Origin of the sequence: Rheinheimera hassiensis (assembly GCF_022436675.1) — a bacterium.
Taxonomy (GTDB): Bacteria; Pseudomonadota; Gammaproteobacteria; order Enterobacterales; family Alteromonadaceae; genus Alishewanella; species Alishewanella hassiensis.
Window position 1 is genome coordinate 403,625 of the sequence record NZ_JAKUJZ010000003.1, and the last position, 26,186, is coordinate 429,810.

The following is a 26,186-nucleotide window of genomic DNA, read 5'->3' on the forward strand; positions in this document are numbered from 1 at the left end:
CTAATAATTATTTAACGAAAACTTGACTGAAGCCAGTTTTCGAATGAATTCAAACTAAATCCGTTTAAATTCTCAGCAGTTTTCTTTTCGCAGTTCTCATTAATCCATTCTAACAAAGCAGTTTCATCTTGTTTCAAGCACTTAGCAATACCGCGTGATATCTCTTCACTAAATAAGTCTTGATATCTTGCCCCAGGGGCTATCAATGGATTCAAAAGAGCCGATGGAATGTTAAACCATGCTGCTTCAGTCACAATTGAACTGCTATCTGTGATGTGCAGATCGACATAGGACAGTAAGAGAGGCAAAGGAGTGGAACTGGCTTCTTCCCATTCAACATTGTCGAAAGATCCAAATACTTTATCCAGATAATCTTTACAGTCGCTAATGTTATCACTTCGCAACTGAACGGGATGAAGACGAATAAGCCAATTAAACTGGGTTGAAGCAATAATCACGTTCTGTAATTGCTCACAAATAAAGCCATTAAACTCTATATCTTTATAATATAAGCCCTTTAACTCCCATTGTAAGCTTACCAAAATAGTTTTACGACCGTTGTTAAAATGCCTTTTTTTACTAAGTAACTCAGTGACAACATGGTCTTTTTCATTAGGTATAGCAAAACGCTCATACCAGGGGTTCCCGGCACTAATAACTTTGATATCATGTTCGAAGGCCCATGAACTCGCAGCTTTGCAAGAGCCCTCATCCCAACACAGAATGCCGGTTGGAGTAGCTGTTGTAATTGTCTCTGTAAGTTTTTTTGCATAAGGCCAATTATTCACTGCAACAACGCCATGCTGTAAATCATAAATAGGGATAGATAAATTCTTAGCAGCAAAGCATAATTCAGGATCAGGATGTATACCAATAACAAGTTGGGGTTTTACAGCCTCTAAGATTTCAGTCCAAATATTTATTCTTTTCTTATAGCGATACTCAATAGAGGACTCTTTTCCTATAAAAAATTTAAGAAAGTGTCCCATCAATGCTATCGCAAAAAAACGACAGTTAAAAATTTTGGGGTTTCCATAAGCACTATGCCCCCTGCCTTTACTATATGGCGTAGCCAGCGTTAAAAAAGACATATTTTGTTTTATAAGCAAATCCACAACAGAATCAGCAAGTGGTGAATACAATTTATCTTTAAAATTAATACCACAATCTGCATCATGCCGGGTAATCACAACATCAGCTGTCTGCAATGCAGATATCGAGTCACAGAGATAAGCTGAAGAAACCAGCTTAATAATTTTTTTTGCGAAAGTCACACTGGCCACCCTTTCATTACCAGACAGACCATCCACCATCGACGACAATATTCTGGCCTGTGACATATGCAGATAAGTTGGTTGAGAGATAAACTAAAGCACCTTTAAAATCTTCTTCTGTAGCTAACCTTTTTAATGGTGTTCGAGCAACATATCGATTAACAAAACTATCTGGCTGATTCCTGGCGATTCCACCCGGAGTTATCGTATTAACTCTCACATCCGGCGCCAGAACAGTTGCAAGCCAACGCCCAAACTGAGTAATTCCACCTTTACTCGCTGCATATGCAGCGGGATTTCCCATTTTTGTATCATCATACAAGGACATGTCCGGCCCCAAAATACCATAGATAGAGCCAATGTTGATTACAGACGCCTGGGTGCTCTTTCTCAACAAAGAAATGCAACTTTGAACAAGTATAAAAGGAGCGGTCAAATTGACTTCTAACGCCCGACGCCATGTTGCAGCCGTCTGATGTTCAAAGTCAGTAACCCAACCTTCCAGACCACTAGACCCTACAAAGGCAGCATTATTAATTAACACGTCAATGTGACTAAAATGTTTTTCAATCTCACAACAAACACTTTCTAACTGCTTGCTGTCTTCCATATCGACAACGATGTTAACAACCGTCACCCCATAAGTAGCTACCAAACTGTCTGAAACCGACTTTAAGCTATCGGCATTGATATCAACTAAGACTATCGAAGCGCCTAATTCAGCTAAAGTATTTGCTGCAGTTCTCCCTAAATGCCCGGCGCCGCCTGTTATAACGGCAACCTTTCCCTCTAAGGACATCAACTCATTAACTGTTCTCATTATCAAATACCCAAATCTTTTAAGTAAACACGTTTTCCAGTATCTAACGCCTTTCTGCCTGCGATAAGTGTTTGAATCGATAACAACGTTTCGCCAGGATTGATTGCAGGCGTACCAGTACGGACTTGTTCAATAAATCTAAATAGCGTCCGTCTAAATGCAGTGAAGTTATCTCTTATCTGGACAGTCTCACAACTTTTAGTGCCAAATGTACTGAGAGAGAACACTACGACTTCACCGCCTAATGCATTTATCTGACAAAGGCTTCCATCAGCCATCACTAAGTTTAGGGACTCATGTGATTCATAAATAACAGGCTCTACATATAAGGGGGCTGAGAAACCAAGACTGAGAACTGCATCAACCATATGTATGCCATATTTGTTCCATCCATTTATAACAGAAGCTTGAACCAATTTAATTGAGCCAAATTGGGAAATATTCTGACGCCAAGAATCGAGCTCTTGACAAAAACGGAAACCAGAACAGGACATGAGTAAGCCAGATTCGATATATGGTTTGAAAACAGCCAACTCTTCCAGACTCAAGGTAAGTGGTTTATCTATAAAAACTGGTATGCCTTTCTTCAAAAAAGGGATAGCCATGCGACAATGTTCGGCGTAGTCGTCACGAGCTATAATTAGAGCATCTATTTCTCCTATCATATCGACGTATTCGTCAACAATATTCTCTATGAAACAAGCAGCAGCTAATCGGTTTGAAATATCCCTATCCTGTGTCCAAACATGAGTTACACGCGCATCTAGCGTTGCAATTTCCGACTTATCTCTTTTATTTAGATAATTCAAGATGCCTGGCCAACCCGCGTTGGAAAAGAACTCCGGTTCATATCCATTTAATATCGCCGAAAATGAAAATGGATGGCCGTTTCCTTCACTTAGCCCGATGATCCCAACCTTTACCATACGGCCCAACCGCCATCTATGCAGATATTCTGCCCTGTCATGAAGGATGATGCATCACTGCAAAGTAATAAAGCTGCACCTTTTATCTCATGAGCTTTACCCAATCGCCCCATTGGATTTTTGTCACACAATCTTTGCTTAAAAACAGGGAACTGATCGATAACATGCTCAAACGGAAACGGTCCCGGGCTAATACAGTTGACTCTAATACCATCTTTTGCAAGGAAACTTGCCAGATATTTTGTCAGTTGGATAATGCCAGCCTTAGCCGCTCCATAGCTTGGTGGATTTGCCTGCGGCACACCTTCATAAAGACGGTAGTCTGGTGCTACATGGCCATACATTGAGCCGATATTTAATATGACACCTTTAGAGTCCCGCAAAGCCTCTGTCGCGTATTTAATAAGCCTGAATACACCATTGAGACAGATTTCAATGTCATAATTCCAATCTTCATCTGTTATGGAATCCCAGCTATTCTTTTTTCCAGACCACGCACAAGTGACTAAAATATCAATTTTTCCAAATGCTTCTAAACTAGACTGAATGCAGCCTTTAATGCTTTCAGGTTGCGTAAGGTCCAGTTCAACAGCAACTGTATTGACTGTTGGAAATGCGGCTTTTATCTCATCACACTTTTGTTTGCAGCTATCTAAACTTCTACTTGCGATAATGATGTTTGCACCATGCTCAGCCAGCACCTCAGCGATTTGAGACCCCAATAAACCGGCGCCCCCGGTTACCAGCGCAGTTTTACCTTGTAAATTATGCAAATCAGAAATTTTAATCATAATGCTCTGTCCTTTAATAAGGCTGATGCAATCTCAAATTGGATATTGTTATCAATATCTAATGAACGTTCTTCTGGCATGATTACGCTACCTATTTTCCCGAATAATATTGACACACCATCAGAAGGCAATTTGTCGATAATAAACGCATACACAGCACCATTCAGCTGCCATGCTTCAGGTTGTTGCTGCCTCGGCAACCAAGGTATAGCACCTTGTATAAAGGTACAAACCTGCCCATCAATGATTTTCCATGCCCTATGTGGGTTTAATTCTGCTTGGCGAAAAGTCGCTACAGAGTCGTAGCTTTTCATCACTAATTGTTCTATTACATTATCTACGTCATCAGGCTCGCGTAAAGGCGATGTGGGCTCTAACAGCACCAAAACAACAGAAGCATCCCCTTCTTGCCTTAGCGTCGCTATGACATGTCTTATACTGTCTATAACGAGGGAGCTATCCTGTGCAAGCTCACTTGGTCTGGATAAAACTTCTGCCCCAAACTCTCTGCTGACTTCAGCAATCTTATCACCATCAGTCGATACAATAACTCGATCGATATACTTTGATCTTTGCGCAACATCTATCGACCAAGCAATCAATGGCTTTCCAGCCAAATTACGTATGTTCTTATCAGGAATAGACTTACTACCTGCACGAGCAGGGATAACTGCAACAACCTTTTGATTACTAATCATTTTCAAGCCCTAAAGTATTATAATCCCGTTGTGCCTTCTCAAAATCATTAAGTCTGCCGATATCAAGCCAGTATTCATGAATCGGGAACATCAGTACATCGTTCTGCTCTGCTATTGAACGTTCTAACAATCCTGGCATATCAATATGCTCATTTCTGACAACCGACTTACGTAGTTCAGGACTGATAACGTATATACCGGCATTGACAAAGAAACGCTGCACCGGTTTCTCCACCATACTGATTATTCGGTTACCCTCCCCATTGATTACACCAAATGGGACCTGATATTCATAATCGCGAACACACATTGTTGCCGCCGGACTGTGTTTGGTATGAAACTCAAGCACACGTTCAAAATCAACGTTAGTTAACACATCCCCATTCATCAGTATAAGTGGCAAGTCTTCTATATCCGTGGGCAATAAGCCAAGGGCGCCACCAGTACCCAAGGGATCCTCTTCATGTACATAATTAATATTCACATTCCACTTAGCCCCATCACCAAAATAATCTCTGATCATCTCGGGTAAGTAGTGAGTAGATATATAGAAATTGACGAAGCCTGCTTTAGCAAAGCTTTGTAGCACAATCTCAAGGATAGGCTTATCACCTACTTTTAATAAGGGTTTAGGGCAATTATCTGTTAGTGGACGTAAGCGAGTGCCGAAACCGCCCGCCATAAGAAATACAGGATTTTTATATTTAGTTTGCCCGCTAAAACGCTGTAGTGTTTCTAAGCCAACTACTTTAGCTCCATCCAGAACAGGTATGGCCAAAATACCTTTACTCTGCATCAGCTGCACAATCTCTTTACGGGACATACCTGGCTTAATGGTTAAAGGGCTGGGATTCATTACGTTCGAGACTCTGTCGTCCAGCGACAAATTTTTCAGCAACCCCCGTCGAATATCACCATCAGTTACCACCCCAACCAGATTCATTTCTTTGTCGGTGACCAAAGCTATACGCAACGCTTCGGAATCGATAATAGCCAGTGCTTCACGCAAAGAATCGGTTGGCTTTATAAGAATATTTTTCCAGTCATAACTCATTTAACAATCCTTTAAACCAAAAATGGTTTGGCAACATACAACTTTTTGTTGCTGTCTAAATTCTTGATTACCGTAGCGCCTGCGCCTACCATAACATTATCGCCAATTTTAATGCTCTGAATAACCCTTGCACCAGTGCCAATATGCACATAGTCGCCGGTTGACACATCACCGCTTAAGGCAACACCCGGCGCAATATGGTTGTGAGAGCCTATATTACAGTCGTGCTCAACGATGGCCCCGGAGTTTACAATAGTGCCTGCACCAATAATACTGTTGGCATTAATAATAGCGCCGGGCATTACCTGCACCCCTTCGGCCAAACTGCTGTAATCAGAGACTATTGCGCGTGGCGATACTACAGTGACAAACTGATAACCGGCTTGTTTAAATTGCTGGTGAACCCCGGAACGTATATTCCGGCCAGGCAAGGAGCCTATACCATTGACCAGCAGTACCTGATCTTTGTCAAAACTGAATACATCATCATCGGAAGCATAATAAGGTATGCCGGCAAACACCGCCTTATCTGCCGGTTTATCCCTGGCAACCAAGCCAACAATAGTGTGGTTAAGCTGACGCAGCATATCAACCAATACTGCCGCATGGCCGCCGGCACCGAGCACCAGCACAGGTTTACTCAAAAATTAAGTCTCCGGCTTTATAACTACGTGATGCAACTTTGCCCTGAATAGCCCAATACTTGTAAGGGCTATCACCAGTGCCGGGTCTCTTCACTGCCAGATCATCGGCAGTTAACATATGGCCGGAAGCTATATCACGTGCAGCAACTATGCTTTTTCTGGCTGCCGCTTTATTTTTAATTTCTGACGGCCTTGGCCCTTTAATACCATCGCCCAGTGTCAACTCGATAGCACGAATCGCCTGAACCATAGCTTTTAGCTCGAATGGGTCTAACGAGGCTCTATGATCCGGACCTTCCATATTTTTATCCAGCGTAAAATGCTTTTCTATCAAGCCGGCACCACGGGCCACTGCTGCCACCGGTACCCAAATGCCCTCGCTATGATCGGAGTAACCAATAGCCAGGCCAAAAGCTGCAGCAATAGTATCCATTGCCCGTAAGTTAATATCTGCCAAAGGAGCGGGATATTCAGTAGTGCAATGCAATACAGTGACTTTTTGCTTTAATGCAGCTTGACCCTCAACAGAAAAATAAGCAGCCTGAAACGCCTCGACTGACGGCTGTGCATCTGCCGCAGCGGTATAACCAAACGCAATAACGCCAAGTACCGCCTCAATATCTGCCAAGGTTGCCATACCGGTAGAAACGATAAGGTCGCAACCGGTGCGGGCGTGCTGTAACACTAAAGGTGCATTGGTAATTTCACCGGAAGGAATTTTCAACCGTGTTAAGCCCAGATCATTAACCAAAAAATCCAGACTTTCACTGTCAAAAGCAGTCGACAGGAATTCAATACCCAACTTATTACAGTAGGCAACTAACTGATGATGTGCATCATAGCTAAGCTCTAACCGGCTTAGCATCGCCAGTTGTGATTCCTGTTTACCGGTATTGGTAACCTGGTAATCTGCCTGTAACGCTTGTGCTGTTACCAGGTTTTTCGCCTTAAATGTCTGAAATTTAACAATATCAGCACCGGCAGCATAAGCAGCATCTACCAGCTTGAACGCCAGCTGTTCGTCACCATTATGGTTAACACCGGCTTCAGCAATAATGAGCGTCATATTATTCACTTACCTTTACATCGTGGAATGTCTTAACTGCATTAAATGATAAAGATTTTAGCATCTGTATTACCTGGCGGCTGGCGTCACCCTGGCCGTAAGGGTTATGTATTTTCTCATCAACTGATTTATATTCACGCTTTAATGCTATCGAAATCGCGTTGCTAATTGAGGCCGTGTCTGCATCACAATGCAGCACGCTTTTTGCTGCCAGGCGGCCTTTTTGCCGCATGCCAATATTTACCGTAGGTACATCCATTGCCGGCACTTCAATAATGCCACTGGACGAGTTACCTATTACAACTGCGGCATGTTTAATGGCACTAAGGTAACGGGCGTGGCCTAAAGACGGGATTGCCAATACACGCCCGGGTTGCCTGGAGGCATAGGCCTCCAGTAACGGAATAATACGCCGGCCACCATCATCGGCATTGGGGTAAGTGATGATGATCTGCAACTGCGGGTACTGGTCCAATGCTTCCAGCAGAGCCTTAAAGGCGATTTCCGGCTCTTCTGCAGCTAATGTTACCGGATGATAAGTGACAACCGCATAAGGCTGACGCAAAGGAAACTTTAATGACGTTGCCAGCTCTGCAACTGACAAAAAGCTGCCACGTTTAAAATGATCCAGGCCGATAGCACCAACATTAAACACCCGCCCGGGCGCTTCACCCAATTGGATCACCCGCTGCCGATACTCCGCGGTAGCTGTAGCATGTAAATAACTTAACTTGGTAATAGCATGGCGAATAGCATCATCGTATGCACCTTCGGTAATTTCACCACCGTGTAAATGCAATACAGGAATACGTAATATCATCGCAGTTTGTGCCGCAGCAAGTGCTTCGAACCGATCACCCAGAATAACCAGTACATCCGGTTTTAGCCGTGCCAGTGCATCAGCGAAACCCAGCACCCCCAGCCCCATGCTTTTGGCCGTGCCGACAGCAGAGTCTGATGACAGCAAAATCTCTATTTTCTCGTCAATATGAAAGCCGTCTTGCTCTATCTGTTGATAAGTAAGGCCAAACTCCGGCGACAAGTGCATGCCGGATACCAATAACTGCAAAGCTAGTTCTGTATCTGCCTGGATATCTTTCAGCAACCAATACAGCAAACCGTATTCGGCCCGGGTGCCGGTAAAAACTGCAACTTTTTTAGCCATGCTGCGCTACCGGAGAACTGGGTAAGTTAATCAAATGGCCTTCCAACCATTCTGATACCACCAGGCTATCTCTTAAGGCATGTTGAAACATCGGCAGGCGATGCATCAACTTCCAAATTGGCCTGGTCATTACCCCACTGTCATTGGTCACTTTCAGCAGCTGATCACGGCTGGCTAAATCCGGACAAATCAGCGCATTTAGCCAGTAGTTCGACTGTGCATACTCTGGTTCTGTAACAAAGTTAAATTCTGAGTTGGCAAAGTACTGCTGGTATTGCTCTGCAATTTTACGCTTTTGTTGCAAGAAGCTTGGCAGCACTTCCATTTGCGCACAGCCCAGTGCGGCATTCAGGTTGGGTAAGCGATAGTTAAAACCAGGCTCATCATGAAAGAATTCATAAGGATGAGGTACTTTAGCCGTAGTAGTAATATGCTTGGTACGGGCCCCCAGTGCCGCATCACGGCATAACACCATGCCACCACCGCCGGTGGTAATAATCTTATTACCATTAAAGCTCAGCGCACCAAGCTCGCCTATGGTGCCGGTATGTTTACCTTTGTAATATGAACCGAGGCTTTCCGCGGCATCTTCTACAAGGATAATGTTCCATTTTTGACATATCGCTACTAACTCATCGAGTTCTGCCGGATGACCGAAAGTATGCATCGGCACCACCGCACTGATGCGGCGCTTATTGGCTTTATGAAAACAACCGGTTTCATTGCAAAAGGCATTTTCAGTTAAATAGTTGTCTAACGCCACCGGGCATAACGACAAGCTGACTTTGGCTACATCGACAAATATCGGTTCAGCGCCCATATGATATAAAGCATTACAGGTCGCCACAAAGGTAAGCGCCTGAGTAATCACATAATCACCTTGCTTTACACCGGCCATATACAGTGCTGCGTGCAATGCTGCGGTACCGTTTACTGTCGCAACTGCTTTCGATGTACCGGTAAAGCCTTCCATTTTCCGTTCAAATTCATCAACAAACTTGCCTACGCTTGAAACAAAGGTGCTTTCGATTGTTTCACTAACGTACTTCAGTTCGTTGCCGGCAAACGTTGGCGCGTGCAACGGAATAAATTCATTGCTTTGATAAAGCTCACGGATAAAACCAACAAGGGCTGCGCTCATAATAGGGCCTACATCTTACTGTCTAAGTATTTGCCTGTTTCTTTGTGACCAAAGTCAGGGATCATTTTGTGGAACAACTCAACCAATTGAGGTTTGGTCCAGGCTTTTTGCTGCTTCATTTGGGCGATTTCCTGCTCGAACAAGCTAAGCAACTCAGGCTGAAACAGCGGTTCGTTTTTTATTACGCCGAGGTTTTCAAACCTCTGCATATCAAGCACTTCATTGTCGGTAAAGAACTCTTCGAAATCTTTTTCACCGGTAGTATCACTGGAGGTGAACAAGCATGGCCACTTGCCTTGTTGCGGCAAGGTTTTAACCAATTCGCGAGCTTCATCTTCAGTGCTGCAAAGATGCGGCTGATAACCTAACTGCTGTAAATATTTTACGGCAATATCGGCAAAGGTGATTAAATGCAGTGCTTCAGAGAGTTTTGGGAAAAAGATATCGCGGTTCTCGCCAAAAATGCACGACATCAGGCAAAGCTCACCGGATTCTTGTGGTGTGACAAAGTAACGTTTTATGTCATTCGGCGCGACGATTGGCTGACGCTTTTGAATACGCTGGTTAAAACCATGCAACAAAGAACCGTCTGAAAAAGCGACATTGGCAAAACGGGCGGTGGAAATAGCGATATCTTTGCTGCGGCGCATCAGAAACATTTCCATAATACGCTTAGACGCACCCATCATATTGACCGGGTTAGCGGCCTTATCTGTTGACACACAAAAATACTTTTTCACTCCTTTAGCAACAGATTGGGCAATGGTTTTGTCGGTATTAAACACATTAACATCAATCATCCGCATCAGCGTAAAGGCGTCTTTTTCGCTGCGAACATGCTTTAGCGCAGACAAGTTAAGCACATAGTCAAACTCACCGTCAGCTTCGATAAAGGCATCATACTCAACAGAGCCTATATCCAACGCAAAGGTTTGAAAATCACCGTTGATATAACCGAAAGAACTGCGAATATCCCGCACCAATTCGACCATGTTGTTTTCACTGATATCAACTACATGCAGCTTTTTTGGATTGCGCTTAAAAATCTCTTTTGTCACAGCCTGGCCAATAGAGCCTGCGCCGCCTAAAACTAAAAATGAGGATGAAGAGACAATCTCATTTAATTGAAGCTCAAAAGACTTTATATCTGTGGAGAAAAGTGGTGATGTCCGACCTATCATCGCTAATATACTATACATATAAACTCCTAAATCATCCGGCCTGCGCTAAACCAAGGCATTGAATGTCTTCTGGCGGCTAAAAGCCAGGTAAAAATAAATTGAATAAACATAGAAATACAAAACGACAACGCAGCACCTTTTATCCCCATGACAGGCAAAAGCAGCACTAACAACAAAAGATTAATTAAACCAGCACTTATAGTAATCAAGGACAAGAGACCAACCCTTTTCGAATAAAACACATAGTTAGTCACCATCAAATACATACCACCGAATATCTGCCCAGCTACAAGATAACCGACTACATCCCCCGCCGCACTGTACTTTTCGCCGGCGATAAAAATAAGAATGGCAGGGCCAATCAGAAACGCCAACGGAATCAATGCTAAAAGAAAGCCATAATAAAGATAGGTGTATCGAACTATTTTTCCATGCAAATCAGTCCTTCCTGAGCTCAGATTGGAATAAAGCCAAGGCGCAAAAGCTCTGTTGAAAGAGTCAAATATGATGGCTAAACCCATGGCTAGCTGCACAGCAACCATATAAAAACCCGTACTTTCTGCCCCCAGATGCGAGTTTATAAAAAACCTGTCTGCGGCACTGACTAAAAAGGCACCGGAAACGTGTGGAATAAGTGGAACCCCAAACTTTAACGCTTCCTCTAAATAGTCTTTTCTAAAACGCCAAAATGTCAGCAAGCCATCAAACTTTAAAGAACCAAAAGCAAAAAAACCTATAGCAACTGAAGATAATACTATCGCTAAGATGCGGCCATCAGCCCCTTGAGTCAGCGAAACAACAAATAGAAGACTGAGCGTTAAATTTAAAACTGTACGAACAAGTTGGGTAAAACCATAACTGATCGCCTTATTACGAACCTGCCACTGAGTCAGGCGCAACTGAACGACAAAGTCAGCTACACAAACTGCCACAGCCAAATACAACCAGTCTGTAGCCAGACCAGTATAAAAAGACAATTGTTCAGAAAAGGCCGTTAATACGACTAAAACCAGCAACGCTGAAAAAAGTAGGACCTGCATACAACTACCAATAAAAGCGGATAAATCTTCATTTTCCGCTTTGTCATAGTACTTTCGTAAAGCTGCGCCCTGCACACTAACCCCAATAAAAGCCGCCATTGCCGCTATAGTGGTTTGGAACATACCCACAGCGCCATACTCTGCAGGCGACAGAGCCCTGGTTAATATCGGCAATAACACAAAAGGGATTGCCGAATTAATCAAGTTTGATACGAGGTAGATAGCTGAGAGAGAAACAAGGCTTCGCTTAGATTCTCTTCCTGTTTCTTCGCTATTCTGTTGCATTTGCAGTCAAAGTAAACAGCTTACTTAGTACAGTGTTTTGAGTAGCTAGCTCCAGATACGGATGCATAGGTAAGCTAAATACTGTTTTACAAAGGCTACTGGCCACAGGGAAGTCTGCATCTGTGTGATTGAGATAGTTAAAAGCGGTTTGCTGATGCATACAAGTACCGTAGTAAATCATAGTAGGTATGCCTGCACTCTTTAGCTGACTCATCAACAGATCTCTGGACTCTGACTTCAGCGTGTATTGCGCCCATGAACTGAGGTACCCTTCAGGTATATGGGGCGCTTCAAAGTGATTAATTAATTGTGTCGAATAGATAGCCGCCACTTTATTACGGGCTTGCAATTCCGAAGGAAAAGCAGCCAGTTTCTCTAACAAGATAGCAGCTTGTATTGTGTCTAAACGACTATTTAAACCTATACGAACATTGTCGTACTTATCCTTACCCTTACCATGCACACGGTAAGAACGGAATAATGCTGCATAATCGTCGTTGTTAGTGAATATCGCGCCACCATCACCATAACAGCCCAACGGCTTAGCAGGGAAAAAACTGGTAGTAGCAATATCACCAAAGCTACCTGCTCGCTTGCCATTTATTTCACCGCCAAATCCCTGAGCAGCATCTTCGATCAATTTAAGTTGATACTTAGCTGCAATCTTTTCCAGCTCAGGATAATTAGCTGGCAGGCCAAATAAATCGACCGCGATAATCGCTCTGGGCGTTAGCTTGCCTTCTTGCAGTACACGCTCAATTTGCTGCTCAAGATGCTGCGCAGATATGTTAAAGGTGTGTCTGTCTGAGTCAATAAACACCGGCGTAGCACCAGCATAGGCAATGACTTCTGCTGTAGCAAAAAAAGTAAAGGTAGGACAAAATACCGCATCGGCAGGTTTAATATCCAGTACCATCATGGCCAATTGCAGTGCATCTGTGCCGTTGGCACAGCTGATACAGTGTTTGACACCGACGTAGTCGGCCAATTGCTGCTCTAACTGCTCCACTTCCGGCCCCATAATATAAATGCCGTGGTCTAGCACTGCCTGAATACGCTTATCGATACGCTGTTTTAAATGCTGATACTGTGCTGCCAGATCAATAAACTGCATACTAGCCAACCTTACTTAAAGTATTATTTTTCAAAACGTAACGGGTACCGGTATGTTGGCATAGCTCCTCGCCTGCTCCGGATACTGGCAAGTTTAAGCGCTCACCGAACTCGCTCATCCAGCCCACTTGTTTAGCAGGTACGCCAACCATAAGAGCGTAAGCAGGTACATCTTTGTTAATAACAGCCCCTGCACCAACAAAAGCAAATTCACCTATGGTTACACCACACACAATAGTGCAATTGGCGCCAAGTGTAGCCCCTTTTTTAACTAGGGTATCGCGGTATTCGTCTTTACGTTCGATTAGCGAGCGTGGGTTATACACGTTGGTAAACACCATACTGGGGCCACAGAACACGCCCTCTTCTAAATGTACGTTGTCATACACCGACACATTGTTCTGGATTTTGCATTTGTCACCAATAGTGACTTTATTGCCGACAAAAACATTTTGACCGAGCGATACACCTTTGCCAATTTTTGCACCGCTGCAAACATGGACAAAATGCCAGATACGGCTGGAAATACCGATAACCGCACCATCATCAATTATTGCACTTGGATGTACCTGATATTGGCTCATGCTATTTCACCAACTTTGTCACAAACGGATGATAGTCGCCGGTCAGTGACGATATCGCTAAATTTCGTATCTGTGCGACAGTTTCAATAGCGACACGGTTTTCTTCCAACCCAAAACCATTACCCGCCAGAATTTCGCGGTAACTTATAGTATGCAAATCGGTAAAACCATCAGAGAATTCAACAGATTCGCCATCAGCAGTAATAGCGCGGAAAGTGCGCTGACCGGCTGCGCGGGCGTCAATAGGGATATCGTTTACATCAACTGACAAGAACCAGCGCACACGGGCTTTTTCATACTCAAGATAGCCCGCCGCTTTAGTCGGCGAATTGTAATGCACTTTATTGTCTTGCAAAACACCAAATACAAAGTGCAACATATCGTAGAAGTGAACGCCAATATTAGTGGAAATACCGCCGGATTTTTTATCGTCACCTTTCCAGGACTGCAAATACCAATGACCGCGCGATGTGATATAGGTAAGATCGACATCAAACTTATGGCCTGCCGGGCTGGCAGCTACTTTTTGCTTTAACGCTATGATAGCCGGATGCAGGCGCAACTGAAGGATAGTGTTTACCCGCTGTCCGGTTTCTTTCTCAATTTCCAGCAAGCCGTCAATGTTCCATGGGTTTAACACAAGCGGTTTTTCACAAATTGCATCTGCACCTGCACGCAACGCAAACCGCATATGCGAGTCGTGCAAATAATTTGGTGAGCAAATTGATACATAGTCTATCTTTTTCTCCACACCTTGCCGACGTAGTTTATCAACATGCCGATCAAATCGCTCAAACTCGGTAAAAAAATCAGCATCTGGGAAATGGCTGTCAATAATACCCACTGAGTCATTTTTATCCAATGCCGCAACCAGATTATTGCGAGTCTCTTTTATTGCTTTCATATGACGTGGTGCGATATAACCCGCCGCACCAACTAATGCAAAATTTTTCATGTTATAAACTCTATTTGTTAAAACCGAATATCAACCTGTGTTTTATCCAACACATACTTCAAATCATAAATAACACTGTCTGCTTTGCACAATGCCCGCACGCCCCGCCCCCCCAAATCACGGAATTGTTTATGGCCTACTGCAAGAATTACCGCATCGTAACTGCCCTGCTCTGGCTGCTGTACCAGTGTAATGCCGTATTCGTGCTGTGCTTCTGCTGCATCTACCCAGGGGTCAAATACATCGGCTTCAACGCCGTATTCTTTTAGCTCGGCCAGGATATCCACGACTTTAGTATTACGGATATCCGGACAGTTTTCTTTAAAGGTTAAACCCATAATTAATACTTTGGCTCCGGCCACATGCACGCGGCGTTTTACCATGGCTTTTACCAGTTCGCTTACCACATAGCGGCCCATGCTGTCGTTAATACGCCGCCCGGCCAGAATAACCTCGGGGTGATAGCCAATAGCCTGGGCTTTGTGGGTTAGGTAGTAAGGGTCTACCCCTATACAGTGGCCGCCCACCAAACCCGGCCGAAACGGCAGGAAGTTCCATTTGGTGCCCGCTGCCAGCAGTACTTCTTCAGTATCAATGCCCAGCTTGTTAAAAATTACCGCCAGCTCGTTGATAAGCGCAATGTTTAAGTCTCGCTGGGTGTTTTCGATAACCTTGGCGGCTTCTGCTACCCGGATAGAGCTGGCTTTGTATGTACCGGCTGTAATAATACTGCCGTACAGCTTATCAACAAATTCGGCTATGTCTGGCGTAGAGCCGGAAGTGACTTTTTTAATGGTGGTAACACGGTGTTCTTTATCGCCCGGGTTTATCCGCTCCGGGCTGTAGCCGGCAAAAAAATCGACATTATATTTAAGCCCGGATACCCGCTCGATTACCGGTATACAGTCTTCTTCGGTAGCACCTGGGTAAACGGTTGATTCGTAAATCACTACATCGCCGGCTTTTATCACTTTGCCTAAGGTTTCAGAGGCTTTAATCAGCGGGGTTAAGTCGGGCTGGCGGTGCTCGTCTATCGGTGTTGGCACGGTAACAATATAGACATTGGCACGGCGTAAATCGTCCAGATTGCTGCTGTAACTCAGTTTACCGGCTTGTTTTAGCTCTTCGCTGCTTACTTCAAGCGTGTGATCTTCGCCGTTCTTCAGCTCACTGATACGGCGGGTATTAATATCAAAACCTAACGTAGTGTAATGCTTACCAAACTCAACGGCCAGTGGCAGGCCAACATAACCCAGGCCGATAATAGCTAACTTGATGTTACTCATAGAATTCATCAACAACACCTAACAAAACTAATTTTTAGAGAAAAAATAACGCACTAGCACAATCAAGCAAGACAGCCCACCACCAAGAACCGCTGCTATGAGTACTATCAAAGAGCGCCGTGGGCTGTCTTTAGTTTCAGGTACGAGAGGAGAGTCGATAGTCTTGAACACATATTCATCCCGCACATTAGCCAACATTAAAGTTTGCATTTGTTGCTCAATTAATGAAAACAACGTAATCCTTAAATCTGCAACATTGGTTTCAGTGAGCGTTTTATTTAAATAAGCCAAACTACTATGCGCTTCTTCCAATTCTCTTTTACGCATTTCGTCATTAATTTCTTTGATCAGTAATGAAGCCCACTCCTGAGCTAAATAAGGGGAATAGTGTTCTACCGACAGATCAATAAGCCCAGTTTTTATATCTACAGAAACCGTTAGCAATTTTGACAGAACATTAAACGCTTCAATTTTAGAGGGTTTGGCTTCAAATGGAGGCGAGACCTTACGCAACCATCGCTCGTTATCTTTATCATACACTTTGGGATTTAAAAATAACTCGTTATCTTCTACCCCCCACCCTTCAGCAGCCATCAAAGGCACATATAAATTGTATTTTTCAATAAAATAAATGAGAAAATTTCTTGATTTAAGCACCTCTACTGCGATAGCTGATTTATCGGCTCCAACACCAGCACCCAAATTAACGCCAGCCAAAGCGGCCAAGCCGCCTAACTGACCAGGCATTTTTATACCAGAGCTACCGGAAGCCGGTATAAGTAAGGCCTCACTTTTATAGATATTAGGCAAACTCATTGCATAAAATACAGATGAAACTATAAATATGAATGTCATTGCTATGACAAACCACTTGCCACGCCAAATAGCTACGAAAAGCTGACGCAAATCGATTTCGTCGTCGGAAGGGTGGTAACGCTGATCAGTCATAAATTTCCTTTAAAAATGCCTCACTCGTAAGTTGCGAGCGGTAGCTAGCCGATTTGGGGCAGCAACGAGTAACTTGTCTTGGCTTAGAAGCCGGTTACCAGCAGCATCGCTGCTAGTAACCGAACATTGCTAAAATGAATTCAGTGCGGCGATAGCCACTGCAGATTGATAGAAAATCTGCGTTACCTGAGCCCAAAGACTTAAGCTGTCTTTATACTCGGTATCAAGCGGAACAATTATAGTGTCCCCTGGTTTTAACTGGTCGCTTGACACTGCGAACCAGCCTGTTTTTGGCACCATAACTGAGCCATCACCCCGAATAATGTAAGTCCGATCACCATCTGCCCGTTTGCGTAAACCGCCAGCCAAGCCTAAATATTCCTTTAAGGATAGCTTGGCATCAAATCTATGGGTACCGGCATGTTGTACTTCACCAACAATAGTTACTGCGCGGTTTATTCTCGGAACAAATAAACGATCTCCGTTTTCTACTGCCATATCAAAAGCAGGGTTTCCCGCTATGACTTGTTCTAAATTAATAACCAGACGGCCTAATGGTTCTATTTTTTCCAGCTCAGAAATCATTGTCATCGCATCTGTTGGTGATATTTGTGCATTGGCAGCAGAAAGTGCCCGTGTTGCTACATCCGCTTTTAACTGCTCAACCAACTTAGCGTACTGCACCACTTCTTTCTCTTTGACTTGCTGCCGGGTATAGACAGAACCAAATACGAATGCACTTTCAGATACCCCGCCTGCCCTCGCTATAACCTGAGAAAGTGTTTCACCGCGTTGAATAGTATAGGTACCGGGGAAACGCACTTCGCCTTCAATAACTACTTCGCGTTTATCTTCCCAACCTGGGGTACTAAATACGTTCAAACGATCACGATTATGCAAGGCTATATTGTCATCGCCATTGGCCATTGCTTGTCTCAGGTCAAGATTAATATGCTTTACTGTAACACCTTCGAGTTGGGTATCTTGTCTAAGGATACGACTTAACTCTACCCGGCTGACGTAAGTAGCATCGTTCAGGCCACCAGCCGCATTTATCAGGTCAACAACTTTTGCACCGGTCGTTAGAGGATACTCACCTGGCACGCGCACAGCACCGGTTACTGAGATTAATGCTAGATTATTATCTACTCGGGCCTGTAATTTGAGTTGACGCAGCACTGGGTACAATAACTCTGTTCGGCTTAAATACTGCGTTAACTGAATTTTATCGTGGCTATTAAATACACTGCCATAAAGGATTTTTAATTCATCCAATAATAGCTGATCTTGCTGTGTTTTTGTCAGTTCTACATTTTCAAATGCTTGCTGCTCAGCTGCTATACCAACTGGATCTTCAGCTATTAACGAAGGAGGTAGTTCTGACGAAATCACTTTTTCTAAAGCATTGACAGACAGATCACTCATTAACCACCGCTGATCCTGATTATCGTCAATTTTTGCAAGAATAGTGTCCCTTAAATAGAGGTTGAGCTTATTACGGTCAAACATTTGATCGGCATAGTGAAACAGCAATATCTTGTCGCGAGGTGCCAGTAATAAGTCATCTTGCCCCCCTGGGGTCGCCAGCGCCTTTGCCGGGCTAAAATGCAATAACTCACTAATGATGCCCGGTGTTGCTTCGCGTACTATCAATGCATAATTTAACTCTGCTGTTGGCAGTAAATCAGACCAATGATCGCGAATTAAATCAGTTATTCTCATACCCTGGTTCCACGCATAAAACCCGGGACGGGCCGCAGCTCCGGCAACAATAACCTGGTTTTCAATCTGGTCGGATGTTGCGGCTATACGCAATACATCACCATTCTTTACTAATTGCTGCTGCACAGCTTTATCGGTTAAATCCAGATTCTGCAAACTACGCAGATTATTGCTAAAACGCTCAAGAACAGCAGCTCGAGGGTATGCTCCCACTTTTGCTCCGCCTGCCATGTTAAGCAAACTTGAAAGAGTGTCGCTAGCTTTTAATTCATACAGTGCAGGACGCTTCACCTCACCTTTGACCTCAGCCATGGCTTTTACAGGTGCAACAAAAACTACATCACCATTCTGTAAATGGATATCATTGCGACTGTCGCCACGCAGTAATAAATCATAAAGGTCAAATTCTCTGACGGTTTTACCAGCACGTTTAACTGTAACTTCACGCAAACTGCCAATATCAGAGACTCCACCAGCAACAAATAATGCCTGCGTTACCGTAGTAAGCGCTGATACTGCATAAGCTCCGGGGTATTTTGCCTCACCTACAACAAAAATATTGATTGTGCGCAGCGGCCCCATGCTTACCGCGACCTCAGTCCCCATTACTGTGTTTCTTACGCGAGAAGTGATTAGTTCCCGAGCCTGATTAAAACTTAGCCCCCCAACAGAAACTGGTCCTACATCAGGAATAAAAACTTTGCCATCACGACTCACGCTTAGCATTAGTTCACTGCTTTGTTTACCATAAAACTGTATTTGCAACTCATCATCAACACTGAGAATATAATTGTCGGGTACCGGCATAACAGAAACTGGAGCAAAGGTGCTGATTTCTGCATCGAATAAGCGCATACCAAAGCGTACCGGCCCCTTCTCTTTCTTCTTTTTCTTTCCCACCTCTTCCAGCTCAGCTGCTTCACGCCTTGGCTGACTCAATACTTCTGTATTATTGCTTTTATCTACAAGAGTGTTGGAAGAAGAAGTTGCGCGCTGCAACATGGAAGGATCTATACCATACTGCCTAGCCAAACGTTCTTGTTCGGCACGAGGCAACGTTTTAAATTGTTCTAACATAGCAGGCGATATTGCTTGAGCCAATGCGACAATCGGTGTTATTGCAAGAGTAAACGTCAGTAAAAGACTTTTAACAAATTTAAGCACCCGTAAACTCCAGTTTTATTATTGATCTAACCATCTGATTCACTTGTTTCAGAGATATTGTCACTGAACATCAGTACATTACCATCCACTAATTTATGCTGGATATAAAATATCTATAACAAGCGACAGCTTTGACCATAGGGATTGACAAAAAACCAGAAAATTCTATCGTTTTTTTGCAAAATAATCGAATGTTATTGCTTCTTTTCGCGCTTCGACCGTACAGTTGTATTTTTTTCCACCACTAGTCAAGTGTGTTGCCATTTTTTTCAGTTATAATCTGCCATTCAGTTGGAACAGATACCAAAGAACTGTTCTACGCAAGCCACTGCTGAACGTTTCAGCAGGCTGCCAATGCAGCTGTTGCCGGATTTTTGTCGTGTTTACCGCATAACGTATATCGTGGCCTGGGCGATCCGTTACGTGAGTTATAAGTGTTGAGTGTTTAGTGTTTAGTGGATAACCGCGCTGGTGCATTGGCGCTAATTCATCCAAGAGTTCACAGATAGCGTTAACCACTTCTATATTTTGTTTTTCGTTATTGCCACCAATGTTGTAGGTTTCACCCACTTTGCCTTCGGTTACTATCTTGTGCAAAGCCTGGGCGTGATCTTCTACAAATAACCAGTCACGAATTTGCTCACCATTACCATACACCGGTATTGGCTGGCCGCTTAATGCTTTACTGATGGTATTGGGAATAAGCTTTTCTGCATGCTGCCAGGGGCCGTAATTATTGGAGCAATTGCTGATAACTACCGGTAAACCATAAGTACGATGCCAGGCCCGAACCAGATGGTCACTGGCGGCTTTGCTGGCTGCATAAGGGCTGCTGGGCGCATAGGGGGTATGCTCGGTAAAAGCTGGTGCAGTTTGTGTTGCCAGATCGCCATAGACTTCGTCGGTTGAAATATGATGAAAGCGAAATGCCTGCTGCTGGTTGGCACCAAGCGCTTGCCAGTATTGCCGGCTGGCCTCAAGCAAAGCAAAAGTACCGTTAATATTGGTATCGATAAAAGCCGATGCACCGGCGATAGAGCGGTCGACATGGCTTTCTGCCGCCAGATGCATAACCGCTGAAGGCTGATAACGGGCAAATACCTGTTGTAGCGCATTAAGATCGCAAATATCCAGTTGCACAAAATGGTAGCGATCTGATTGTTCAACTTCTGCCAGCGCTGCAGGGTTGGCAGCGTATGTCAGCTTATCCAGATTAACCACGGTATAAGCAGTATTATTAAGCAGATAACGGATAAGCGCTGAGCCAATAAAGCCACAGCCACCGGTGATAAAAATAGTCATGCGTCTCCTGAAGCGAGTTGCTGCAGTCTGGCTTGCCACTGCGGTACTGCGATAGCGAATGTAGCGCAAAATTTATTGCACTCAAGTACTGAGTTGGCAGGGCGTGCGGCCAGTGTCGGCCAGCTTGCGCTGTTAATAGCCTGAAGATTAACCTTAAGCTGATGCGCAGCAAAAATAGCTTCAGCAAACTGGTACCAGCTTACTGCCGGGCTGCCTGCCAGGTGATAAATACCATAGGCTAAACTGCCCTGTTGCTGATAGCGTTGCAACAGTTGCAGCACCACAGCGGCAAGATCACCGGCGTAGGTGGGGCAACCGAATTGATCATTAACTACCTGAATTATCTGGCCACGTTGCGCCAGCTTTAGCATAGTGCGGTAAAAATTATGGCCAAATGCGCTGAATAACCAACTGGTACGCAAAATGACATATTTACTGCAAGATGCCTGTATTACCTGCTCAGCCTGTAACTTAGAGTGGCCATAAACATTAAGTGGGGCTGGAATATCTTGTTCGGTATAGGCTTTCTGGTTACGGCCGTTAAACACATAGTCGGTAGAAAACTGCAGCAGTAAGCTGTTGCACTGCCGACAAAACTCAGCCAAATGGCCAACGGCAGTGGCATTAACAGCAATGCAGGCGGCAGCTTGCTGTTCGGCGTTATCAACTGCGGTGTAAGCAGCGCAATTTATTACTACATCAGGCCGATACTGTGCCATGACAGTAGCAACAGCATTAAGGTCGGTAATATCCAGTTGGCTGCGGCTTAACGCCAGGTACTGAAACGGCTGTTGCTGTTGCAACTGTTGCAGCAGGGCCTGCCCCAGTTGGCCGTTAGCACCCAGTAATAACAGCTTCATGCCAGTGCAGCAGCAAAGCTAGGGGCTGCGGCATCTTTTGCCGACAACAATTGTGGTTGTGCCGGCCAGGTAATGCCCAGCTGTGGATCATTCCAGCAGAAACTGGCTTCATCGGCGGCATTATAGTAACTGCTGGTTTTGTAGATCACATCGGCAACATCTGACAGCACCAAAAAACCATGGGCAAAGCCCGGAGGCAACCACAGTTGCTGCGTATTATGCTCAGATAACACTACGCTCTGCCACTGGCCAAAGGTGGCGGACTCTTTGCGGATATCAATGGCTACGTCATAGATTTCGCCGCGCAGCACGCTGATAAGCTTGCCCTGGGGCTGGTTGCGCTGAAAATGCATGCCGCGCAGTATCCCTTTAACTGAACGTGACCAGTTATCCTGCACTAAAGGCTCTGTGATGCCGGCATCATAATAAGCAGCAGCGCGGTAGTTTTCCTGAAAAAAACCGCGCTCATCACTAAAGCGATTTGGCTGCAACAGTAAACAACCGGCTAAACGGCTAGGTGTAATATTCATTGGCTTGTTGTATTAGTAAAACAGGCGCCGATTATACCGTATCGGCGCTATAACTACTGGTAAAAGCTAGCGGGAAAACTACCCGCCAGACATTTACAGCCGTAAGTCGCTGTCGGCAGCGCTAAGCACGTATTTTAAATCGTATAGCACGCCGCTGGGTTTACTGTAGGCTCTGATGCCCTCAGCCCCCAAATCACGGAATTGTTTATGGCCTACTGCAAGAATTACCGCATCGTAACTGCCCTGCTCTGGCTGCTGTACCAGTGTAATGCCGTATTCGTGCTGTGCTTCTGCTGCATCTACCCAGGGGTCAAATACATCGGCTTCAACGCCGTATTCTTTTAGCTCGGCCAGGATATCCACGACTTTAGTATTACGGATATCCGGACAGTTTTCTTTAAAGGTTAAACCCATAATTAATACTTTGGCTCCGGCCACATGCACGCGGCGTTTTACCATGGCTTTTACCAGTTCGCTTACCACATAGCGGCCCATGCTGTCGTTAATACGCCGCCCGGCCAGAATAACCTCGGGGTGATAGCCAATAGCCTGGGCTTTGTGGGTTAGGTAGTAAGGGTCTACCCCTATACAGTGGCCGCCCACCAAACCCGGCCGAAACGGCAGGAAGTTCCATTTGGTGCCCGCTGCCAGCAGTACTTCTTCAGTATCAATGCCCAGCTTGTTAAAAATTACCGCCAGCTCGTTGATAAGCGCAATGTTTAAGTCTCGCTGGGTGTTTTCGATAACCTTGGCGGCTTCTGCTACCCGGATAGAGCTGGCTTTGTATGTACCGGCTGTAATAATACTGCCGTACAGCTTATCAACAAATTCGGCTATGTCTGGCGTAGAGCCGGAAGTGACTTTTTTAATGGTGGTAACACGGTGTTCTTTATCGCCCGGGTTTATCCGCTCCGGGCTGTAGCCGGCAAAAAAATCGACATTATATTTAAGCCCGGATACCCGCTCGATTACCGGTATACAGTCTTCTTCGGTAGCACCTGGGTAAACGGTTGATTCGTAAATCACTACATCGCCGGCTTTTATCACTTTGCCTAAGGTTTCAGAGGCTTTAATCAGCGGGGTTAAGTCGGGCTGGCGGTGCTCGTCTATCGGTGTTGGCACGGTAACAATATAGACATTGGCACGGCGTAAATCGTCCAGATTGCTGCTGTAACTCAGTTTACCGGCTTGTTTTAGCTCTTCGCTGCTTACTTCAAGCGTGTGATCTTCGCCGTTCTTCAGCTCACTGATACGGCGGGTATTAATATCAAAACCTAACGTAGTGTAATGCTTACCAAACTCAACGGCCAGTGGCAGGCCAACATAACCCAGGCCGATAATAGCTAACTGACTATCTGCAATATTTTTCATACTAAAAATCCTTCGTAAATCCATTTACTTAATATTATTAAAAACCAAAGACTATTGCTGCTGAATATACCATGGCATGGCTAGTTTTAAGCCGTCGCGAATACGATACTCGGGCGCATAACCCAACATGGTTTTGGCTTTACTGATGTCGGCCTGAGAGTGGCGCACATCACCGGAGCGAAATTCACCATATTGCGCGGCTTTGGTGTAGTGAATACCGTTGTCGGCCAGGCTTTGGGCCAGACCATTAAATAACTCATTTAGCGTGGTGCGATCGCCAAGGGCGACGTTAAATACTTCGCTCTGGCTGATATCGGCCAGTGCAGCGCGGATATTAGCCTGTACCGCATTGGCAACAAAACAAAAATCTCGGCTGGTTTCGCCATCGCCGTTAATTACGACATCGTCGTTGGCGATCATGGCAGCAGTCCATTTTGGGATCACCGCAGCGTAAGCGCCATTAGGATCTTGCCGTGGGCCAAACACGTTAAAGTAACGCAGACCTATGCTGTGAAAGCCATAAGTGCGGGAAAACACATCGGCGTATAGCTCGTTGACGTATTTGGTAATGGCATAAGGCGATAACGGCTTGCCGATGACATCTTCGACCTTGGGTAAAGCCGGATGATCGCCATAAGTAGAACTGGAAGCAGCATAAACAAAGCGTTTTACCCCTGCGTCACGCGCGGCCACCAGGATATTTAAAAAGCCACTGATATTGGTGTCGTTGGTGGTAATGGGGTCGTTAATAGAGCGAGGTACGGAGCCAAGCGCGGCCTGATGTAACACATAATCGACACCAATGCAGGCTTGCTGACAGTGCTCCAACTGACGAATATCACCGTTAATAAAGTTAAAGTTAGCCCATTGTGCCGGGCTAACCAGAGATTGCACTTCATCAAGGTTACGCTGATGGCCGGTGGCAAAGTTGTCCAGCCCTACCACCTGATGGTTGGCTTTTAACAGCGCTTCCAGCAGATTAGAGCCAATAAAACCAGCGCAACCGGTAATCAACCAGCGCTTAGGGGCTTGCTGCAAATGTTGCAGAATATCCATATTAAAATTCTCCGTTTGTCAGCTGTGTGTTTTCTGCATTTCGTTTATTAACTTAACGCTCGCTGACATCTTTTCTGATTGCATCAATAATACGCTGACACGCTTTGCCATCGCCATAGGGGTTATGGGCAAAACTCATGCTGTCATAGTATGCCTTATCAGTAAGCAATTTACTTACTTCTGCGACAATTTTTGCCTGGCTGGTACCCACCAGTTTTACTGTACCAGCTTCTACTGCTTCTGGCCGCTCGGTGGTGTCGCGCATAACCAGCACGGGTTTACCCAGTGATGGCGCTTCTTCCTGAATACCGCCTGAGTCGGTTAATACCAGGGTGCTACGGCTCATCAGATAAACAAACGGCAGGTAGTCTTGCGGCTCGATTAAATGCACATTGGCAGCATCTGATAATAAACGGAATACCGGTTCACGCACATTGGGGTTTAAATGCACCGGGTACACAATATCGCAATCGGGGAACTGCTGAGCAATTTGCTTTAATGCCGCACAAATGTGCTCGAAACCGGCACCAAAACTTTCACGCCGGTGGCCGGTAACCAGAATTAACCGTCTGCCGTCTTGACCATAAGGGAATTGATCGGCAAAACGCTGGCTTAGTACAGCGTCGTCTTCTATTTTTGCTACTACCTGCAGCAGAGCATCGATAACGGTATTACCGGTAACGACAATATGTGCCGGATTAACCTGCTCATTCAGCAGGTTTTGTTGAGATGTAGCGGTAGGCGCAAAGTGAAAACGGGTAATAGCACCGGTTAATTTGCGGTTAGCTTCTTCAGGCCAGGGGCTGTAAATATTGCCGGTGCGCAGGCCGGCCTCAACATGGCCCACTGCGGTTTTTTCGTAATAACAGGCTAACGCTGCAGCAAAGGTGGTGCTGGTATCGCCGTGCACTAACACCACGTCTGGCTTAAAGTCACGTAATACCGGTTTAATGTTTAACAGTATGCTGGTGGTTACATCGTATAAATCCTGGCCTGCTTTCATAATTGCCAGATCATATTCGGGTTTGATATCAAATAACTGCAACACCTGATCCAGCATTTCGCGGTGCTGGCCGGTCACACATACGCGGCTGTCGATATCCGTTTGCTGTTTTAACAAATTAACCAGTGGTGCCATCTTTATGGCTTCCGGGCGGGTACCAAAGACGCTGAGAACTTTAATCATCGCAGATCCTTATTCCTATATTGG

At 44.8% G+C, this 26,186-nt stretch carries 24 protein-coding genes; all 24 read right to left on the reverse strand.

Annotated features, from left to right (window positions below):
• Nucleotides 1-11: 11 nt before the first annotated feature.
• Complete coding sequence (locus tag MJX74_RS07710; protein WP_240222236.1) at nt 12-1,274, reverse strand: hypothetical protein; 1,263 nt, start codon at nt 1,272-1,274, stop codon at nt 12-14.
• Between the two features lie 16 nt (nt 1,275-1,290).
• Complete coding sequence (locus MJX74_RS07715) at nt 1,291-2,094, reverse strand: SDR family oxidoreductase (RefSeq protein WP_240222238.1); 804 nt, start codon at nt 2,092-2,094, stop codon at nt 1,291-1,293.
• A gap of 2 nt (nt 2,095-2,096) precedes the next feature.
• Complete coding sequence (locus tag MJX74_RS07720) at nt 2,097-3,020, reverse strand: Gfo/Idh/MocA family protein (RefSeq protein WP_240222240.1); 924 nt, start codon at nt 3,018-3,020, stop codon at nt 2,097-2,099.
• A complete protein-coding gene (locus MJX74_RS07725) occupies nt 3,014-3,811 on the reverse strand; it encodes an SDR family oxidoreductase (protein ID WP_240222242.1) in 798 nt (265 codons plus the stop codon). The genes MJX74_RS07720 and MJX74_RS07725 overlap by 7 nt, the downstream gene beginning before the upstream one ends.
• Nucleotides 3,808-4,509, reverse strand: coding sequence for an acylneuraminate cytidylyltransferase family protein (locus MJX74_RS07730; RefSeq protein ID WP_240222244.1), 702 nt, complete (start codon nt 4,507-4,509; stop codon nt 3,808-3,810). Before MJX74_RS07730 ends, MJX74_RS07725 begins: the two co-directional genes overlap by 4 nt.
• On the reverse strand, nt 4,502-5,563 hold the full coding sequence (locus tag MJX74_RS07735) for a nucleotidyltransferase family protein (RefSeq protein WP_240222246.1): 1,062 nt from the start codon (nt 5,561-5,563) through the stop codon (nt 4,502-4,504). Before MJX74_RS07735 ends, MJX74_RS07730 begins: the two co-directional genes overlap by 8 nt.
• Before the next feature lie 11 nt (nt 5,564-5,574).
• A complete protein-coding gene (locus tag MJX74_RS07740) occupies nt 5,575-6,207 on the reverse strand; it encodes an acetyltransferase (protein ID WP_240222248.1) in 633 nt (210 codons plus the stop codon).
• Nucleotides 6,200-7,273: an N-acetylneuraminate synthase gene (gene neuB, locus MJX74_RS07745; RefSeq protein ID WP_240222250.1), complete on the reverse strand. Its 1,074-nt coding sequence runs from the start codon at nt 7,271-7,273 to the stop codon at nt 6,200-6,202. Before neuB ends, MJX74_RS07740 begins: the two co-directional genes overlap by 8 nt.
• 1 nt (nt 7,274) lies before the next feature.
• Complete coding sequence (neuC, locus tag MJX74_RS07750; RefSeq protein ID WP_240222252.1) at nt 7,275-8,438, reverse strand: UDP-N-acetylglucosamine 2-epimerase; 1,164 nt, start codon at nt 8,436-8,438, stop codon at nt 7,275-7,277.
• Nucleotides 8,431-9,579 (reverse strand): LegC family aminotransferase, encoded by a 1,149-nt coding sequence (locus tag MJX74_RS07755; protein WP_240222255.1) that lies wholly within the window; start codon nt 9,577-9,579, stop codon nt 8,431-8,433. Before MJX74_RS07755 ends, neuC begins: the two co-directional genes overlap by 8 nt.
• A gap of 8 nt (nt 9,580-9,587) precedes the next feature.
• Nucleotides 9,588-10,778: a UDP-N-acetylglucosamine 4,6-dehydratase gene (locus tag MJX74_RS07760; RefSeq protein WP_240222257.1), complete on the reverse strand. Its 1,191-nt coding sequence runs from the start codon at nt 10,776-10,778 to the stop codon at nt 9,588-9,590.
• A gap of 8 nt (nt 10,779-10,786) precedes the next feature.
• Nucleotides 10,787-12,085, reverse strand: coding sequence for a lipopolysaccharide biosynthesis protein (locus tag MJX74_RS07765; RefSeq protein WP_240222259.1), 1,299 nt, complete (start codon nt 12,083-12,085; stop codon nt 10,787-10,789).
• Entirely contained in the window at nt 12,072-13,199 is a 1,128-nt protein-coding gene (locus tag MJX74_RS07770; RefSeq protein ID WP_240222261.1) for a DegT/DnrJ/EryC1/StrS family aminotransferase, read from the reverse strand. The genes MJX74_RS07765 and MJX74_RS07770 overlap by 14 nt, the downstream gene beginning before the upstream one ends.
• A gap of 1 nt (nt 13,200) precedes the next feature.
• Nucleotides 13,201-13,782 (reverse strand): acyltransferase, encoded by a 582-nt coding sequence (wbpD, locus tag MJX74_RS07775; RefSeq protein WP_240222262.1) that lies wholly within the window; start codon nt 13,780-13,782, stop codon nt 13,201-13,203.
• A gap of 1 nt (nt 13,783) precedes the next feature.
• Nucleotides 13,784-14,737 (reverse strand): Gfo/Idh/MocA family oxidoreductase, encoded by a 954-nt coding sequence (locus MJX74_RS07780; RefSeq protein ID WP_240222264.1) that lies wholly within the window; start codon nt 14,735-14,737, stop codon nt 13,784-13,786.
• 17 nt (nt 14,738-14,754) lie between these two features.
• On the reverse strand, nt 14,755-16,032 hold the full coding sequence (gene tviB, locus MJX74_RS07785; protein ID WP_240222266.1) for a Vi polysaccharide biosynthesis UDP-N-acetylglucosamine C-6 dehydrogenase TviB: 1,278 nt from the start codon (nt 16,030-16,032) through the stop codon (nt 14,755-14,757).
• A gap of 18 nt (nt 16,033-16,050) precedes the next feature.
• Nucleotides 16,051-16,971, reverse strand: coding sequence for a Wzz/FepE/Etk N-terminal domain-containing protein (locus MJX74_RS07790; protein ID WP_240222268.1), 921 nt, complete (start codon nt 16,969-16,971; stop codon nt 16,051-16,053).
• A gap of 129 nt (nt 16,972-17,100) precedes the next feature.
• A complete protein-coding gene (locus MJX74_RS07795) occupies nt 17,101-19,857 on the reverse strand; it encodes an SLBB domain-containing protein (protein WP_240222270.1) in 2,757 nt (918 codons plus the stop codon).
• A gap of 273 nt (nt 19,858-20,130) precedes the next feature.
• On the reverse strand, nt 20,131-21,159 hold the full coding sequence (gene rfbB, locus MJX74_RS07800; protein WP_240222271.1) for a dTDP-glucose 4,6-dehydratase: 1,029 nt from the start codon (nt 21,157-21,159) through the stop codon (nt 20,131-20,133).
• Nucleotides 21,156-22,019, reverse strand: coding sequence for a dTDP-4-dehydrorhamnose reductase (rfbD, locus tag MJX74_RS07805; RefSeq protein ID WP_240222272.1), 864 nt, complete (start codon nt 22,017-22,019; stop codon nt 21,156-21,158). Before rfbD ends, rfbB begins: the two co-directional genes overlap by 4 nt.
• Nucleotides 22,016-22,549 (reverse strand): dTDP-4-dehydrorhamnose 3,5-epimerase, encoded by a 534-nt coding sequence (rfbC, locus tag MJX74_RS07810; RefSeq protein WP_240222273.1) that lies wholly within the window; start codon nt 22,547-22,549, stop codon nt 22,016-22,018. Before rfbC ends, rfbD begins: the two co-directional genes overlap by 4 nt.
• A gap of 93 nt (nt 22,550-22,642) precedes the next feature.
• Nucleotides 22,643-23,920: a Vi polysaccharide biosynthesis UDP-N-acetylglucosamine C-6 dehydrogenase TviB gene (tviB, locus tag MJX74_RS07815; RefSeq protein ID WP_240222274.1), complete on the reverse strand. Its 1,278-nt coding sequence runs from the start codon at nt 23,918-23,920 to the stop codon at nt 22,643-22,645.
• 51 nt (nt 23,921-23,971) lie between these two features.
• Complete coding sequence (locus tag MJX74_RS07820) at nt 23,972-24,976, reverse strand: SDR family oxidoreductase (protein WP_240222275.1); 1,005 nt, start codon at nt 24,974-24,976, stop codon at nt 23,972-23,974.
• A gap of 52 nt (nt 24,977-25,028) precedes the next feature.
• Nucleotides 25,029-26,162, reverse strand: coding sequence for a non-hydrolyzing UDP-N-acetylglucosamine 2-epimerase (wecB, locus tag MJX74_RS07825; protein WP_240222276.1), 1,134 nt, complete (start codon nt 26,160-26,162; stop codon nt 25,029-25,031).
• Nucleotides 26,163-26,186: the final 24 nt, after the last annotated feature.

Bases quoted from the DNA above. Each gene is read 5' to 3' on its own strand.
- rfbB (WP_240222271.1), bottom strand. From the start codon at position 21,159: ATGACTATTTTTATCACCGGTGGCTGTGGCTTTATTGGCTCAGCGCTT.
- MJX74_RS07765 (WP_240222259.1), bottom strand. From the start codon at position 12,085: ATGCAACAGAATAGCGAAGAAACAGGAAGAGAATCTAAGCGAAGCCTT.
- neuC (WP_240222252.1), bottom strand. From the start codon at position 8,438: ATGGCTAAAAAAGTTGCAGTTTTTACCGGCACCCGGGCCGAATACGGT.
- MJX74_RS07790 (WP_240222268.1), bottom strand. From the start codon at position 16,971: ATGACTGATCAGCGTTACCACCCTTCCGACGACGAAATCGATTTGCGT.
- MJX74_RS07735 (WP_240222246.1), bottom strand. From the start codon at position 5,563: ATGAGTTATGACTGGAAAAATATTCTTATAAAGCCAACCGATTCTTTG.
- MJX74_RS07770 (WP_240222261.1), bottom strand. From the start codon at position 13,199: ATGCAGTTTATTGATCTGGCAGCACAGTATCAGCATTTAAAACAGCGT.
- tviB (WP_240222266.1), bottom strand. From the start codon at position 16,032: ATGAATTCTATGAGTAACATCAAGTTAGCTATTATCGGCCTGGGTTAT.
- wecB (WP_240222276.1), bottom strand. From the start codon at position 26,162: ATGATTAAAGTTCTCAGCGTCTTTGGTACCCGCCCGGAAGCCATAAAG.
- tviB (WP_240222274.1), bottom strand. From the start codon at position 23,920: ATGAAAAATATTGCAGATAGTCAGTTAGCTATTATCGGCCTGGGTTAT.
- rfbD (WP_240222272.1), bottom strand. From the start codon at position 22,019: ATGAAGCTGTTATTACTGGGTGCTAACGGCCAACTGGGGCAGGCCCTG.
- MJX74_RS07780 (WP_240222264.1), bottom strand. From the start codon at position 14,737: ATGAAAAATTTTGCATTAGTTGGTGCGGCGGGTTATATCGCACCACGT.
- MJX74_RS07715 (WP_240222238.1), bottom strand. From the start codon at position 2,094: ATGAGAACAGTTAATGAGTTGATGTCCTTAGAGGGAAAGGTTGCCGTT.
- MJX74_RS07725 (WP_240222242.1), bottom strand. From the start codon at position 3,811: ATGATTAAAATTTCTGATTTGCATAATTTACAAGGTAAAACTGCGCTG.
- wbpD (WP_240222262.1), bottom strand. From the start codon at position 13,782: ATGAGCCAATATCAGGTACATCCAAGTGCAATAATTGATGATGGTGCG.
- neuB (WP_240222250.1), bottom strand. From the start codon at position 7,273: ATGACGCTCATTATTGCTGAAGCCGGTGTTAACCATAATGGTGACGAA.
- MJX74_RS07730 (WP_240222244.1), bottom strand. From the start codon at position 4,509: ATGATTAGTAATCAAAAGGTTGTTGCAGTTATCCCTGCTCGTGCAGGT.
- rfbC (WP_240222273.1), bottom strand. From the start codon at position 22,549: ATGAATATTACACCTAGCCGTTTAGCCGGTTGTTTACTGTTGCAGCCA.
- MJX74_RS07720 (WP_240222240.1), bottom strand. From the start codon at position 3,020: ATGGTAAAGGTTGGGATCATCGGGCTAAGTGAAGGAAACGGCCATCCA.
- MJX74_RS07820 (WP_240222275.1), bottom strand. From the start codon at position 24,976: ATGGATATTCTGCAACATTTGCAGCAAGCCCCTAAGCGCTGGTTGATT.
- MJX74_RS07760 (WP_240222257.1), bottom strand. From the start codon at position 10,778: ATGTATAGTATATTAGCGATGATAGGTCGGACATCACCACTTTTCTCC.
- MJX74_RS07755 (WP_240222255.1), bottom strand. From the start codon at position 9,579: ATGAGCGCAGCCCTTGTTGGTTTTATCCGTGAGCTTTATCAAAGCAAT.